This is a genomic window from Pseudovibrio sp. W74 (assembly GCF_001623085.1).
GTDB lineage: Bacteria > Pseudomonadota > Alphaproteobacteria > Rhizobiales > Stappiaceae > Pseudovibrio.
On sequence record NZ_LMCJ01000062.1, the window covers coordinates 54,824 to 68,225 of the forward strand.

14 protein-coding genes are annotated in these 13,402 nt (G+C 45.3%); 11 read left to right on the forward strand and 3 right to left on the reverse strand.

The window, feature by feature from the left end; genetic code table 11:
* Positions 1 to 49 precede the first annotated feature (49 nt).
* The 10 genes from PsW74_RS26910 to PsW74_RS26960 all read left to right on the forward strand — a co-directional run bounded on the left by PsW74_RS26910 (position 50) and on the right by PsW74_RS26960 (position 8,975).
* Positions 50 to 1,546: a tail fiber domain-containing protein gene (locus tag PsW74_RS26910; protein ID WP_063287014.1), complete on the forward strand. Its 1,497-nt coding sequence runs from the start codon at positions 50 to 52 to the stop codon at positions 1,544 to 1,546.
* Between the two features lie 149 nt (positions 1,547 to 1,695).
* Complete coding sequence (locus PsW74_RS26915; protein ID WP_063287013.1) at positions 1,696 to 3,204, forward strand: tail fiber domain-containing protein; 1,509 nt, start codon at positions 1,696 to 1,698, stop codon at positions 3,202 to 3,204.
* Between the two features lie 97 nt (positions 3,205 to 3,301).
* Complete coding sequence (locus tag PsW74_RS26920; RefSeq protein ID WP_153041664.1) at positions 3,302 to 4,069, forward strand: glycine-rich domain-containing protein; 768 nt, start codon at positions 3,302 to 3,304, stop codon at positions 4,067 to 4,069.
* Positions 4,070 to 4,991: 922 nt separating this feature from the next.
* Entirely contained in the window at positions 4,992 to 5,546 is a 555-nt protein-coding gene (locus tag PsW74_RS26925; RefSeq protein ID WP_063287011.1) for a hypothetical protein, read from the forward strand.
* Positions 5,547 to 6,133: 587 nt separating this feature from the next.
* The gene (locus PsW74_RS26935) at positions 6,134 to 6,706 is read left to right on the forward strand and encodes a hypothetical protein (protein WP_063287009.1); all 573 of its coding nucleotides are present in this window, start codon (positions 6,134 to 6,136) and stop codon (positions 6,704 to 6,706) included.
* A 7-nt stretch (positions 6,707 to 6,713) separates the two neighbouring features.
* Positions 6,714 to 7,331: a hypothetical protein gene (locus tag PsW74_RS26940; RefSeq protein WP_063287008.1), complete on the forward strand. Its 618-nt coding sequence runs from the start codon at positions 6,714 to 6,716 to the stop codon at positions 7,329 to 7,331.
* 109 nt (positions 7,332 to 7,440) lie between these two features.
* Positions 7,441 to 7,716: a hypothetical protein gene (locus PsW74_RS26945; protein ID WP_063287007.1), complete on the forward strand. Its 276-nt coding sequence runs from the start codon at positions 7,441 to 7,443 to the stop codon at positions 7,714 to 7,716.
* Between the two features lie 17 nt (positions 7,717 to 7,733).
* On the forward strand, positions 7,734 to 8,279 hold the full coding sequence (locus PsW74_RS26950) for a glycosyl hydrolase 108 family protein (RefSeq protein WP_063287006.1): 546 nt from the start codon (positions 7,734 to 7,736) through the stop codon (positions 8,277 to 8,279).
* A 2-nt stretch (positions 8,280 to 8,281) separates the two neighbouring features.
* The gene (locus PsW74_RS26955; protein WP_063287005.1) at positions 8,282 to 8,554 is read left to right on the forward strand and encodes a hypothetical protein; all 273 of its coding nucleotides are present in this window, start codon (positions 8,282 to 8,284) and stop codon (positions 8,552 to 8,554) included.
* Entirely contained in the window at positions 8,541 to 8,975 is a 435-nt protein-coding gene (locus PsW74_RS26960; protein WP_063287004.1) for a hypothetical protein, read from the forward strand. The genes PsW74_RS26955 and PsW74_RS26960 overlap by 14 nt, the downstream gene beginning before the upstream one ends.
* 564 nt (positions 8,976 to 9,539) lie before the next feature.
* On the opposite strand, the gene PsW74_RS28775 is transcribed toward PsW74_RS26960, so the two are convergent.
* The 3 genes from PsW74_RS28775 to PsW74_RS26970 all read right to left on the reverse strand — a co-directional run bounded on the left by PsW74_RS28775 (position 9,540) and on the right by PsW74_RS26970 (position 11,495).
* Positions 9,540 to 9,731, reverse strand: coding sequence for a hypothetical protein (locus PsW74_RS28775; protein ID WP_153041663.1), 192 nt, complete (start codon positions 9,729 to 9,731; stop codon positions 9,540 to 9,542).
* 201 nt (positions 9,732 to 9,932) lie between these two features.
* Complete coding sequence (locus tag PsW74_RS26965) at positions 9,933 to 10,337, reverse strand: helix-turn-helix transcriptional regulator (RefSeq protein ID WP_063287003.1); 405 nt, start codon at positions 10,335 to 10,337, stop codon at positions 9,933 to 9,935.
* A gap of 486 nt (positions 10,338 to 10,823) precedes the next feature.
* On the reverse strand, positions 10,824 to 11,495 hold the full coding sequence (locus PsW74_RS26970; RefSeq protein ID WP_063287002.1) for an IS6 family transposase: 672 nt from the start codon (positions 11,493 to 11,495) through the stop codon (positions 10,824 to 10,826).
* Positions 11,496 to 11,992: 497 nt separating this feature from the next.
* On the opposite strand from PsW74_RS26970, the gene tssI reads away from it, so the two are divergent.
* Positions 11,993 to 13,402, forward strand: a 1,410-nt coding sequence (tssI, locus tag PsW74_RS26975; RefSeq protein WP_208988180.1) for a type VI secretion system tip protein TssI/VgrG, incomplete at its 3' end; no start/stop codon positions are given.

Below are 13,402 nucleotides of genomic sequence, written 5' to 3' on the forward strand. Positions count from 1 at the left end.
TGAATTCAATTTCTGCAGAAGTAATGTTAAGCGGAGAATAATTGTAACTATGTCACAAGCAACAAAGTTTGGCGCTCCATTAGAGGGCCCGAAAGCCCCTGCCGCAGTTACAGCTCAGATAGATGATAGCTTGAATGCACTGTTGACTGGGCATCTAGGGTCAACAAGACCAGAGTATCTCGAAAAATTCGGGGTATGGACACAGCAAGTCGATGTCAACAATGCGAAACTAAAGATGTTCAACGGCAACAACGATGTTGAGTTGTTAAACGTGAACACGAGTAATGGTGATGTTACTATCCCCGCTCTCAAGACCAAGGTATTAGATGCAGAGAAGCTGGACGGTGTAGACGGCTCAAAATTTGGTCGCAGAGACCTAGATAACACATGGTCTGCTCTGCAAACCTTCAACAAAGCAGTCGAGTTCAAAAACACAATCTACACTGGAAACAATGCAGTTGTCTTTAATGATGCTGATGGACCTTTTGCGGATCGTAGTGGCACAAACATTGATCATATCTGGCATGATGACAATGATAGTACTTACGGTGGATCATGGAATTTCGTCTCGGATGGCACGTATAAATCAACAGGCAACAGTTTGTTGCGCGCTGGTGCGATTCAATTAAATCCAGCACTTAAGACACATACAAACGAGAGCGTCTACGCAGCGCAGATCGACCACAAAGAACCGCATATTATTAACCTGACGGCCAACCGAACCCACGTTGGGCTCAACAGTAGTTCCCATATAAACACACCTGAAAATGCTTCCGGAGCCTCAGGTACAAGGCTATCCGCCTATGGTGGACTACTCAACTCTACGATGAGTGAGGGAAGCTTAGGTGAGGGGTATGTTTTTTGCGGAGCCAACATCAAGAGCCATAAGCGCTCTACACAAGACTTGCGTTATCTTCGGGGTGCTTATCACGAAGCAAGCACTGTAGCGGGCTTATCCTCGGGTACTGTAGCACAAGTCTCAGGCACCTATACCTACGTCAACCTGGATGGAGACGATACTGTCACCACTGCATTCGGTCACCGCATTCATTTTAATCCCGATTCTGGTACAGGACATACAGAAAACGCTTATGGTCTACAGATTTATATGGACCGGGACGCCCAAACCATCACCAACAAAGTGGCACTAGATATTGAGTTCGACGGTGATTGGGGGGAAGGGGAAAGATACGGTATCTATGCAGGTGATTGTACGAAACACTACTTGACCGGTAAGCTTGAAGTCACCGGTGATGTAACCGCTTTGTCTGACGTCCGCACGAAGACAGATATCGAAACCATTCCAGACGCATTGAAGCTTGTTATGGGAATGAGAGGCGTGAACTTTACGAAAGACGACAAGCGATGCTCTGGCGTGATCGCCCAGGAGCTACAAAAGGTAATGCCTGAAGTTGTATCAGAAGGCGAAAACGGAATGCTTTCAGTTGCATATGGTAACCTTGCCGGGGTTCTTATCGAAGCATGTAAAGATCTTGCTGGTCAAGTTACTGAGTTGCGTCGTGATTTGGAGCAGCTTAGAAGCTAATATTATCTATCTGACACTTCTATATCCAGGTGCTTAATTGCAACTAATATGAGCACATCAGATTAACACCGCAATTGCATTGATTAAATCCGCAATATAAAGTAAGTCAAATATGACTTACTTTATATTGCCAAATTGGAATTCTAGATATGTCGCAAGCGACCAAATTCGGGGCACCATTACAAGGACCTAAATCCCCAGCAGCTGTCACCGCACAAATTGATGACAGCCTGCAAGCGCTACTCAATGATCACTTAGGAGCCGCCCGACCAGAGTACTTAGAACGGTTTGGTGTTTGGCTAAATCAGATCAATACCGATAAGGTGGCGGTCAAGATGTTCGATGGCAACAATGACAAAGAACTTTACAGCGTTGATCTAGCTAATGGCGAAAAGGATTTCGGCGATTTACGCCTTCGTGCTGTTGTCTTTGACAATCTAGAGCCCACTGATCTTGCGAGAGATGGAGAAGTAGCTTTCGATAGCTCCCGCGGCTTAATTATTTTTCGCAGTCAGGAAGTTGGCCAAGCAAGTGGCGATGGTACTTATACTGTTCTAGATACTTCCAATATCAAAAGCGGTACTGGTATTAACATTAGTGCTACTGAAGAGAATATCGCCGGCTTAACACCGATTGAATTTAGTTTTGACACAACCTGGGGAGATACTCAGTACGCCCGTTTAGCAGCTGGGAACACTTTAAAAGAACGTCTCACTCTGGAGAAAGATCTCTATAGTAATACTGGAGCGAGGTATAACACCAACCAGAATGCCTACCCTATTCAAGTGGATCACAAGTATCCTATTATCACTAATTTGACAGCCAACAGAAACCACAATGCTATTGATGTCGAAAATATTATAAATGCCCCAGCTAACGCTAATGCGACTGACGGCACACGTTTATACATGCGAGGAGGAGTTTTTAGAAGCATTGCCCATCATGACAGTTTGGGTGATTTTTACACTGTCTATGGCAGCGAGAATATCGCCGTCAAGCGAAGTATTGGTCATGTTCAATATATGCGTGGCGCTTTTAACCACGCCAGCACTTGGGGTGGCGGGTCTTCTGGCTCTATCCGAGAGCTTGCGGGGACGTACACACACGTCAATATTGACGGCGATGATGAGATCACAGATGCCTATGGACATCGTATTCATTTTAATCCAGACAGCGGCAGTGGTTCGATCACTAATGCTTTCGGCTTGCAAATATTCATGGACCGTGACGCGCAAACGATTACCAACAAGCGCGCCCTACACATCAATTATGATGGAGATTGGGGCCCTGGTGAGAGATACGGCATTTATGCAACTGAGACTACAAAAAACTATCTGCAAGGTGATCTCGAAGTAACAGGCGATGTTTCTGCACTCTCTGATGTCTCAACTAAAGATAACATCAAAACCATCAGCAATGCGTTAGACTTAGTCTCAAAAATGCGTGGTGTTATGTACGACAAAGACGGCAAACGTGGCACTGGCGTCATCGCCCAAGAACTGCAACCTGTTCTTCCTGAAGTGGTTTCAAAAGGTGAAAATGACCTCCTGAAAGTTGCCTACGGCAATATGGCAGGTGTTTTCATTGAAGCCTTCAAAGATGTCGTAGGCGAACTCAATGAGTTGCGCCAGGAGCTCAAGGAATTGCGAGGCGCATAACGCCTCTACCGACAAGCGCCTCCACCTCTATGCATTAGCAAAAGCTTACTGTCAGAGAAGTAGATTATGATCAATCGATCAGGGGATGAGCAATATCATGGCATTACAAACTTCTGGGCCTATCTCGCTAGATGACATCCGACAAGAACTAAGCATCTCCGGAGAAATTTCGTTAAATAACTTAGAGGTCAGGCAACTAGCAGATAAATCTTCCGGAGCAATATCCCTAAGTGACTTTTATGGTAAGCGAGCCGCTGCAAAGAACCTAAAAATTTTCTATGCTTCAGGTTCATTCATTGTTCCAGATGATGTTACCGAGATCCTTGCAATTGTAGTAGGCGGTGGCGGTGGGGCTGGAGGATCAACCTCGTCCAGCACAAAACCAGGAAACGGCGGCTCAGGGGCAAGAGCTTACGGGACGGTAAACGTAACACCCGGGCAAGAAATAACGGTCACAGTCGGTTCTGGTCGAAATGGTGACAACCGCAACGGTCGTGGAGGCTGGGCAGGTACAAGCACGTTCGATTACGTTTCAAGCCAAGGTGGGTGGGGCGTCTGCGGCTATCGAGAAGGCAATTACACAGCGAACGGCGCGAATGGCTCCGTTTTGGGCGGATCAAAACTCTCAGCCATCGGTGAAGACAACCTCGGCCTTAAGATTGCAGATGGCATTCTGTCAGTTGTTCAAACGGAACTTTCAAAATCTCAACTGCATAAAGGTAGCAACTCTAATGCTTGGATCCTCGCTTCCCAGCAAAACTTATACAAGTGTGGCGGCGGAGGTACTGGCAATGGCCGATACTTCAAGAGTGGCACATACTACGGCTCCGGAGGTGTTGGTGGCGCAATATTCTTGATTTATTGACGTAACTTACAGCTCACAAAGCACTAATCAAAAATGAGACCAAATTCAATTTTGAATACAATAATCCTTGGTCCAAGTTAAAACCACGTCTCGCCTAATGACTTCAATATCAAGGCAAATTCAGAGAACTCAGTTGTCACCGGAGACTTTTAGGTCAACCGCGAACTTCAACTTGCTTTCGAAACATTATGATCAAATGATTAGGGGATCACCAATATCATGGCATTACAAACTTCCGGGCCTATTTCGCTAGATGACATTCGGCAAGAGTTAGGCATTTCGGGTGCTATATCTTTAAATGACCCAGAAGTCAGACTGCTGGCGGGCAAACTTTCCGGTGCAATATCTCTTAGTGATTTCTACGGAAAGTTTCGCACTCTACAAACTAGGACGACAGTCTACACGTCTGATACCACAATCATTGTACCAGAATACGAAAGCGTAGCGATCACTCTACTTGGCGCAGGTGGACCTGACCGAGATGAGGGTTGGAATGCTACTCGTGCTATCGTAACAGGCGGTGGTCTCGCGAAAGATCTTATAGCAAATGCAGGTGGTCGAGGACGGTTAGGGACACCATCTTACCATTCCGGATACCGTCAGACAGATGAGGGAGATTATTATTACAATTACGTAACCTACGGACCGGGGATACGAGGCTCCGCAGGAACAGCCTCAGGCGGCGACCAAAACATAACAGGTGGCGGCAAAGCAGGCGATACAGATAGACACAGGCAAGACGGCCCTGGTGGATACGGCGGAAAATGCGTTCTTACTCGGTCAATCGGAACAAGTGGCGCGCCAGTTGTTGGGCAAACAATGACCGTGGACGTAGGTAATGGAGCCAATACTCCATCAGTAACCTTAGACTGGTCTTACTATGTGTACTCATAACACTTTCATTTATAGGTAAATTAAAATCATGGCATTTGAATATCATTTCACCAAAGAAGAAGGCGATGTAGCTGTACTAACCGCAGATAATTGCCCAACTTATCTAAAGGGGTTCTTCTTCTATAATCTTCATGCATTGGACAATAAGCAGCTAGCAGATCTTAATGTTGAACGGCTCACAGTTCCAAGCGAAGATCACTACACATTAGATAAAGTTCTTGAGCGACAATTGGCATCAGGCTTCGGCGCAGCCAATCGAAACTGGAACTCATCACCTGCGAACAGAGAAGCAATTCAGCTTTATGCTTCTGCAGTCTCGGCAGGTGTGATCGAGGGTGATGAGCTGGTCACTCTTATGGATTCGGAAGGACAACCAGCAGAGATTGCTGCAAAACATCTACCAGAGATCGCCTTAGCCCTCGCAAAGCATGTCGTCAAAAACATCAAAATTAAGTCAGCAACAGCACAGGCACACGGGGCCAGCTGGTCAGGCGCCTCTACGTTAGTAATGCCGCCCAAAAAGTATCTAGTCGAAGTCTCTCCAGATGACGCCCTGCTCGATGAGGCAATGTCCTTGTTGTGAGTTTATCAGCTGGCGCACCCTTTGGATTACATAGATGATGGGTTGATATGAATGTATTTCGAAAAATTAGAAACAGATCAAGAAGTAGTCAACCTTTGCTCTACGATATTTAAGTCTATTTACGCGTCTTTAAAGCACTACCATGTGAAGTCCAAATACACTTTGCACGACTTCAATCAACTAGAAGTTCCGACAACGGAAATCGGCAAAGATTATGGCTCTGTATATCCCCCTAGTTCTTTAGTTCAGTTTTCGAGTGACGGAGCTCTGAGGCTTAAAGAGCGCGCTGCTTTAGAGGCCTATATGGGCGGACAGTGCGCGAACTTAGCCTACATGCCTCCGCGTAGCATTATGGACTGGCATCATAACAACAACCTACCGGGGTCATTTGTATTCTACTCGTTCGCTCCTCAAGAAGGTTCCATTGTGAGATTTAAAGACCCCAACACAGGTAAGATCATTGACGATATAGAGCCTGCTGGATGGAGCGTTCGCAGACTTTGGTTTCAAAAAAATAATCAAACGCTTTGGCACTGCGTCTGGTCAAACTCAACCAGATTGTCTTGGGCAGTTAGGGAGGCAAATTCATGGAAGCAATCAAACTAGATCATTCTGATTTTATTGATCCTCAAACGTTGAACTTGGGCGTTTTTGCCCCAAATCCGGAGATCGTTTCAATACTATCAGAAGTCGTGAAATCTTACATTCCTCGTATGCTGGGATACGCCCCCGCACCTTTTCCAATTGAGGAATTCAACGCCCAAGCAGTTCCTACGGAAGATGTTTTTAATGGCGCTACCTGGGGCGAAGCCGCTGTGAGCATGGTAGAAGAATTCAATAAAACAGGTGCGACTGAAAAAGTACTCAAAATTGGAAACTACATCGATTGCGTTAATGCTCTCTATTATCCGTCGGGTTCGATAATGGGATGGCACCACAATAACAATGTCCCAGGAGTTGCTGACCACTACGCCTTCTCTCCCAAAGGAGGGACCGTTTTTCGTTACATTGATCCAATAACTAAGGAGCAAATCGACATTACGGAAAGTGCAGGATGGTCGGCCAAAAAGACTTACTTTCACCCTCAATACACTACATGGCATACCGTTTACACCGCAGCGCCACGGTTTTGCTTTGCATTTAGAGAAACCAATCACTGAGGTACAGATGTCTCTAATAACTCTAGAAGATGTCGACCAAGACGTCATCGATATAGTGAAACCATACGTCAAAAACTATATTTCGAGGGTTAAAGGCTATTGCCCTCCGAAGGAAACACTAGAAGAGTTCAACGCTCAGCCATTACCATCAGAAACCAGCGAAGAAAGGTACAAAGGCTTTGTTCATGGACGAAAAGCAATTCAATTCTCAGAGGAGATGCGGGCGGATGGTGCCTTTGAAAAGCTGGGAGAAGCGTTAATTGGTGATGGGTGGGAGGACAGTTATTTAGGTGTCAATGGCCTATTCTACCCAGCTGGCAGCATAATGCTATGGCATACCAATTCCGATCAACCCGGAATTAATCGCTATATCAACTTCTCCGCTCGCGGCGGCGGCATCTTCCGCTATATCGATCCATTCACCAAAGAGGTGGTCGAATCCCGCGATAAAGCTGGGTGGAACATCCGCACATTTCCCGTTTTAAAGAAGACCCCTCTCTGGCACACCGTGTACACCCCAGAGCCACGCTTTGCCATCGGGTTGCGGGAGCTTTGCGATATCGACACGCTTTGGGAGGAATATGGCTCCATTGAATCTGTTTTAGCGCGAAACAACAAACGCTGATAAATTTAGCAAGTCATCTTCTATAGGTATCTAGATATGATATAATAGGTCAACTTTGACTTACTATGCCTCAAGATCGCGGCGTATACACTCGAACAGGAAACTATGGATGCCCGGTCCGACAGACGAGGATTTGAAGGTTCAAATGGCGGTGACCATTGAGCGACTGCATGTTCTCAGTAAAGAAATGTCTCAACAATTAATGCGGCGAGACGAGCAGTTTGATGAGTTAAAACAAGAAATAATTACCTTGAAGAAGCACGTAGATAACAATGGTGCGATGCTGAACCGAGCCAAAGGCGGTTACATGGTCATCTTAGGATTGGGAGCTTTGCTCTCTTGGGCAACGGACCTATGGCAAAAAGTTTTCAAATTATTTTCGTAAATCAGGATTGATTGATTATGACTGCAGTTGAGCAAATCCTAGACACAATAATTGGCCATGAAGGCGGCTTTGTCGACGACAAGTATGACGAGGGCGGTGCAACTAAGTATGGTGTCTCTCTACGTTACGCAAAAGGCGTAGCAGAACTAGATCTTGACCATGATGGTGATATTGATCGCGATGATATAATGCTTGTCGATCAGAAGCTTGCGCGCAAACTTTATAAACGCGATTTCTATTATGCCTTCGGCCTGGAGGAACTTCCAGCCCTTCTGCAACCGCAATTGTTTGATCTCTCAGTAAATGCTGGTGGACGCCGAGCAGTTAAAACATTGCAATACGCTTTAGTAGCCCTAGGATATCAACTCAAAGCTGATGGATACAACGGTTGCAAAACCACTTCAGCTGCTCACGATGCAACTAAGCACATTGGGCTCAAAAGGGTAAATGAAGAAGTCGTACGAGAACGTATTAACTTCTATCATCGAATTGTAGCAAAAAATCCTAGTCAAAAACGCTTCCTAAATGGCTGGACGAAGCGAGCCAAAAGCTTTCTGGTTTAGACATGTCTCTTCCCAACCCAGAGCCAAGACATGGCAGTTGGAAGATCAGGCGGCGCTTACTGTTTGCAGCGCTGATCTTCTGTGCCATGCAAATTTCATGGATCTTATGGAGCAACAAAGTCGGCTCCCTCTACGAGCAGGCACTTTTAGCTTTCATTGGAGCAGCTACCGCCATCATAAACGGCTACGTATTTGGTGCAGCATGGGAAAATAACAATCAGCGTATGAATGAGAATTCCGGTAGAGTAAAACGAGAAAACTATGACAATCTTTAGATTTTTAAATATACCGAAGTGGATTGGATATGTAGTTATCAGTGCAGTTCCGCTAATTCTTATTATTTTCACTTATACCTACTTGAGAAATTTAGAAAAAGATCTGATTAAAACTCGCGCCAATCTAACTCAACAGAAATTAAAAACTACTTATCAGCAGAAAGCGATCAGTTCTTTACAGTTCCAATACACTGAAAATCTTAAAGAAATAGGGGTGCTGTCAAAACGCAACTCAAATGATTACAAGCGCTGGCAAGCAATCCAAACTAATATTGAAACTAATTCCCAGGATCAATCTTTCTATGACGAAGTTCATCGGATTAATCGCGCTGCCCGCGATCTTAACCGGATGCTCGAGCACGCTTCCAACTTCACCGACGTTAAAGGTCGAACAGGTTCAACTACAACCAGTACACCCTGAGCTACCAACGCCAGTGAAGTTAATTGATGAACCTTATACAGTGTGCGGTAACAAGCTTTGCCTCGACCTGCAACAAGCCAAAAGATTAGAGCAAAACAAAGTAAAAGTTGGAAAGTGGATGGATAGAGCCCAAAATATCATTTTGTATTATCGACGTGATCTTTCTCAGCATTAACTTAAGGCACAATGCCTAGCGGCCTTTTTGTAGCAAAGCCAATTGGGCAATCTGACGTAGAGCAAGAGCCTTTTGGCCGTATTTTTCTAATCAAAACCAGATTTCGGCCTCTGCTTTAATTCGTAACTTCGATGAATAGATAATCGTCTTAATGAGTTTCAAGCTAATCGATATTACTGCAATACTTGAATAAGCCGGTTTACTGAGCAAAGTTCAGTAAACCGGCTATAGGCTTTCAGTGAGTGCTCATACCCGCAGATAATTTAAGCTATTTATTGTGCAATTTATCTGTTTTTCCCATCTTATAGGCGAAATGGCAACACTGACCTCATCTTTGAGGTAGTAGGCAACTGCAAAAACATGTATGTCTTTCAATCTGTTAAAGCTAATTATTTTTCATTTAAATAGGTTATTGAAGATGAATCGAAAGGGGTAATTGTCAAAGATATACAGCCTCTCTCGGGATGCCTAAGATGAAAAATTTCGATAGTTTCACGAGTAATTTTTTCAACAATTTTTGAATGATTTATTATTTCAATCGCTTGTTCCAAGTTGATACACTCAACAATCATTTTAGACATATCCAGTTCCCAATCTAAATAAGTCAATATTGACTTACATTTCATTCGATTAAAAAGGCACATTTGCCCGGATGGACACAACGTGCCTTTTGTACAGTGAGGATTTGCAACTATTAGATATGTAATTAATACATATCTATTATCCATAAAATCAAATACACAATTATAGTCGTAGTTCAGAGAAATTCGATGTTTATTGCTTTACAAGCTCTTAAGAAATTTTTTAAATTCTGCTTTATTATTTATTATAAGATTAGAAACTCCATTCTCGCCAAGCTCCGTTTCTATGATGCGCCGAAGTTCTTTTTCTTCTTCAGTAACTACTCCGCCGAAAACTTTATTAACCGTCTCAGAAGCCGAAGGCCAATACTGCAACATTGCCAAGCGAAACAACTTGGCAGGATCCACACCTAAAGCCTCAGCCAGTGCCGGTACTTTGTCGAGTGGCACTTTGGTTTCACCACGCTTCCACATCGATATTATGTTGGGGCGTTGATAACCCAATTTTTTAGCAATATCGCGTTGGTTTGTGTGAGCTTTTATTAGGTCGAGGCGCTGTTGTAAAAATTCACCAATCGCATTTTCTGTTTGTGTTTCAATATTCATAACTTGTTACTCCTTTGCGCACCCAGGCATGCTGAACAAAAATCATAGGACGCATTAAGGTGACAACACTTCGCTTGTTCTTAACTCCTCAACATAAATTTGTTGCGGGTTCGAAAATACAGTCAAAAATTATTGTTTTTTATCAAGGCACATATATGGGCGAACCTATTTCTAAATCATAAATTTATTGAGCTAAATGATAATTGCCTTTTCCAAATTAAAGAGAAGCCAGAAATCAATCCTCCCCACTCATTTAAATTAATTTTTTTCACGCATAAGTCAATAATGACTTCCATGCACATCGGCTATCATAGTCAATATTCGCAAAAAAATTGCCACTTTCCACATTTTTGTTTTTTATCGAAGTCGAAACAGACCCCACCGCAAAATTAACTCATGGCATTCTCATTAGCAAACTGAGCAACCCTGACCGGCTCTGTTGCATCTTTTGGGTGAAGACACAAATAGCCTTCCCCTAGGCGCAATTCAGGCGTGAATTCCAAAGAGCCGGTTGATGAAGGAAACTTCGGTCCCACCTCCGACAGAGCGGATCCAGCTGTCAAACTGACCCTTCTTAAACATACGCATGACTTCAAAGCCTTTGATGGTCGCTGTCGCTGTTCGCATCGATTGGAAGCCGAGCGTTGGTTTAATCAGCCGTTTGAGCTTGCCATGATCGCTTTCAAGCCGGTTATTCAGATACTTCACCTGTCGCAGCTTCACGTAATCGGGGGCTTTCCCTTCCCGTTTAAGATCAGCCAAGGCCAGGCCATAGGCGGGGTTCTTGTCTGTGTTGATCCTCAAGGGAACATAACGCTTTGCCGCCTGACTGTCGCGTCTGGCCGTAAGCAGAAAATCAATCGTATCACCACGCTTATCGATGGCGCGAAACAGATATTTCCATTGACCTTTAACTTTCACATATGTTTCGTCGACACGCCAAGAGAACGACAGCCGATTTTGATACCACAAGGTCCGCTTTTCGAGTTCCGGAGCGTAGTGCTGAACCCATCTGTAGAGGGTGGTGTGGTCAACATCAACGCCGCGCTCTTTCAGCATTTCCTCAAGGTCTCGATAACTGATGCCGTACTTACAGTACCATCTCACGGCCCAAAGAATGATCTCTCCCTGAAACTGACGATACTTGAACTCTGACATTGCAAATCCCCCACTACACAGGGATCATGCAGCCGATGATCCAAAGTTGCAACGGAGCCCGATTTTGAGCCCGAATTAAATGACTTTATCTGAGGTGTTAAACCCACATTACTTGCGAATGAGCCCAAATTGTTTGCAACCAGCCTGCAATCATAAGCCTCGACCCACATTAAATGCGAACGATTGAAGAATGAGCGGGACGTTCCGATCTGCGAACTGTCTAGCAAACTCAACCACCGCCTTCTGAAGGTCATCAAATCGCGTTGCGTTCAAACTAGCATACCCAACGGCACGGATGCCCAGTCTCACGCAACGTTATTAGTGTAACAGCAAGCGCAATTTAGTATTATCTGAAGCAACTGCAAGAGGTGGTTGAGTTTGTTTTCAGGAATTGGAATGTACTTTCATTCTTTGCAATCAGCAAACATAACTAACTGATTTATAAATTCCTTTAGCACTTTGCGATTGCTTCAAACCATTAGTCTGATGAGTTTGATATGAATGCTATTGTTCACCTGCCTGAGTTGTTTCAGGAACAGGATCTGATCTTTACCTTCCATGCTCCAGCCTTGCCAGATGGCGGACTGTTGGTGAGCCATTTTGCCGCCAGTGAGCAGATCAACGAGCTGTCCAACATCGACGTTACACTTGCCAGCCAGGATGCTCATATTGACCTTCATGCTTTGCTCGACACACCAGCAACTCTGACGGTCCATCATAAGTACCTCGGGCTCCGACACTTTGCCGGAGTGATCTCCCAGATCGCCCGAGGCGACAGTGGTCATCACCGAACATCTTACCAGCTCACCTTGCAGCCCGCTGTGCACCGGCTTTCTCAGAGCACAGACTGCCGGATCTTCCAGAAGAAGAGCGTGCCTGACATTGTGAAGATTCTGCTGAAGGAACATCGCATTGAAGATGTCATATGGCATCTGACTGAGACGCATGAAGTCAGAGAGTATTGTTGTCAGTACAGAGAAAGCGTCCTGACGTTTCTTCAGCGCATCACCGCTGAAGAAGGGATCTGGTTTTATTTTACCTCAGGAAAGAACGGGCAGCACACGTTGCATTTTATTGACAACCCAATGATTGTGCCCGAGCTGGAGCATGGCAATCCGCTATCCTACAACGCCATATCTGGCGGCATCGTGCGCGGAGCGTTCTGCAGCAGGTTTTCGCTGACCGAGCGATTACGTTCCACCAGCACCATGCAGCGTGACTATTCTTTTAAAAATCCGCCTTACAATCACCAGCACAGGCAGGAGCGGGCCGAAGACAATGGCTCAGCAGATGATTATGAGCTTTTTGAGTATCCGGGGCGCTACAAGGCTGATGGTGTTGGCAAGGCATTTACCCGCCACCGTCTGGAAGCTGCACGGGTGGATGCAACCACAGGGCAAGGGTCCACAAATTCCATCTACATGATGCCCGGTCATCTGCTGGTTTTAAGCGATCATCCCAATCCAGACTACAACATCAAGTATCACCTTCTGGGTGTTTCTCATCAGGGCAGTCAACCGCAGGCGCTAAGTGAAGAAGCAGGCGGCGGGACGACCACCTACAGCGCAGGCTTTGAGGCGATGCCCGCACGTTTGCCCTACCGGCCAAAGCTGATCAGAAAGCCGCTGGTGGACGGACCCCAGATTGCTCATGTCACCGGACCTGAAGGTGAAGAAATCTATTGTGACGAACATGGCCGGGTGAAAGTGTGGTTCCCATGGGATCGGCACGGTAAGAAGAACGACACGTCCTCCTGGTGGATCCGCGTTTCTTCCAACTGGGCGGGGGCAGGCTGGGGACATATTGCTATTCCCCGCATCGGCCATGAGGTTGTCGTGGACTTTTTGGAAGGTGACCCGGATCAGCCGATCATTACCGGAAGGACCTACCACAACAACAATAAGTCT

Bases quoted from the DNA above. Each gene is read 5' to 3' on its own strand.
- PsW74_RS26970 (WP_063287002.1), bottom strand. From the start codon at position 11,495: ATGTCAGAGTTCAAGTATCGTCAGTTTCAGGGAGAGATCATTCTTTGG.
- PsW74_RS26915 (WP_063287013.1), top strand. From the start codon at position 1,696: ATGTCGCAAGCGACCAAATTCGGGGCACCATTACAAGGACCTAAATCC.
- PsW74_RS26935 (WP_063287009.1), top strand. From the start codon at position 6,134: ATGGAAGCAATCAAACTAGATCATTCTGATTTTATTGATCCTCAAACG.
- PsW74_RS26940 (WP_063287008.1), top strand. From the start codon at position 6,714: ATGTCTCTAATAACTCTAGAAGATGTCGACCAAGACGTCATCGATATA.
- PsW74_RS26955 (WP_063287005.1), top strand. From the start codon at position 8,282: ATGTCTCTTCCCAACCCAGAGCCAAGACATGGCAGTTGGAAGATCAGG.
- PsW74_RS26945 (WP_063287007.1), top strand. From the start codon at position 7,441: ATGCCCGGTCCGACAGACGAGGATTTGAAGGTTCAAATGGCGGTGACC.
- PsW74_RS26965 (WP_063287003.1), bottom strand. From the start codon at position 10,337: ATGAATATTGAAACACAAACAGAAAATGCGATTGGTGAATTTTTACAA.
- PsW74_RS26960 (WP_063287004.1), top strand. From the start codon at position 8,541: ATGACAATCTTTAGATTTTTAAATATACCGAAGTGGATTGGATATGTA.
- PsW74_RS26950 (WP_063287006.1), top strand. From the start codon at position 7,734: ATGACTGCAGTTGAGCAAATCCTAGACACAATAATTGGCCATGAAGGC.
- PsW74_RS26920 (WP_153041664.1), top strand. From the start codon at position 3,302: ATGGCATTACAAACTTCTGGGCCTATCTCGCTAGATGACATCCGACAA.
- PsW74_RS26925 (WP_063287011.1), top strand. From the start codon at position 4,992: ATGGCATTTGAATATCATTTCACCAAAGAAGAAGGCGATGTAGCTGTA.
- PsW74_RS28775 (WP_153041663.1), bottom strand. From the start codon at position 9,731: ATGTCTAAAATGATTGTTGAGTGTATCAACTTGGAACAAGCGATTGAA.
- PsW74_RS26910 (WP_063287014.1), top strand. From the start codon at position 50: ATGTCACAAGCAACAAAGTTTGGCGCTCCATTAGAGGGCCCGAAAGCC.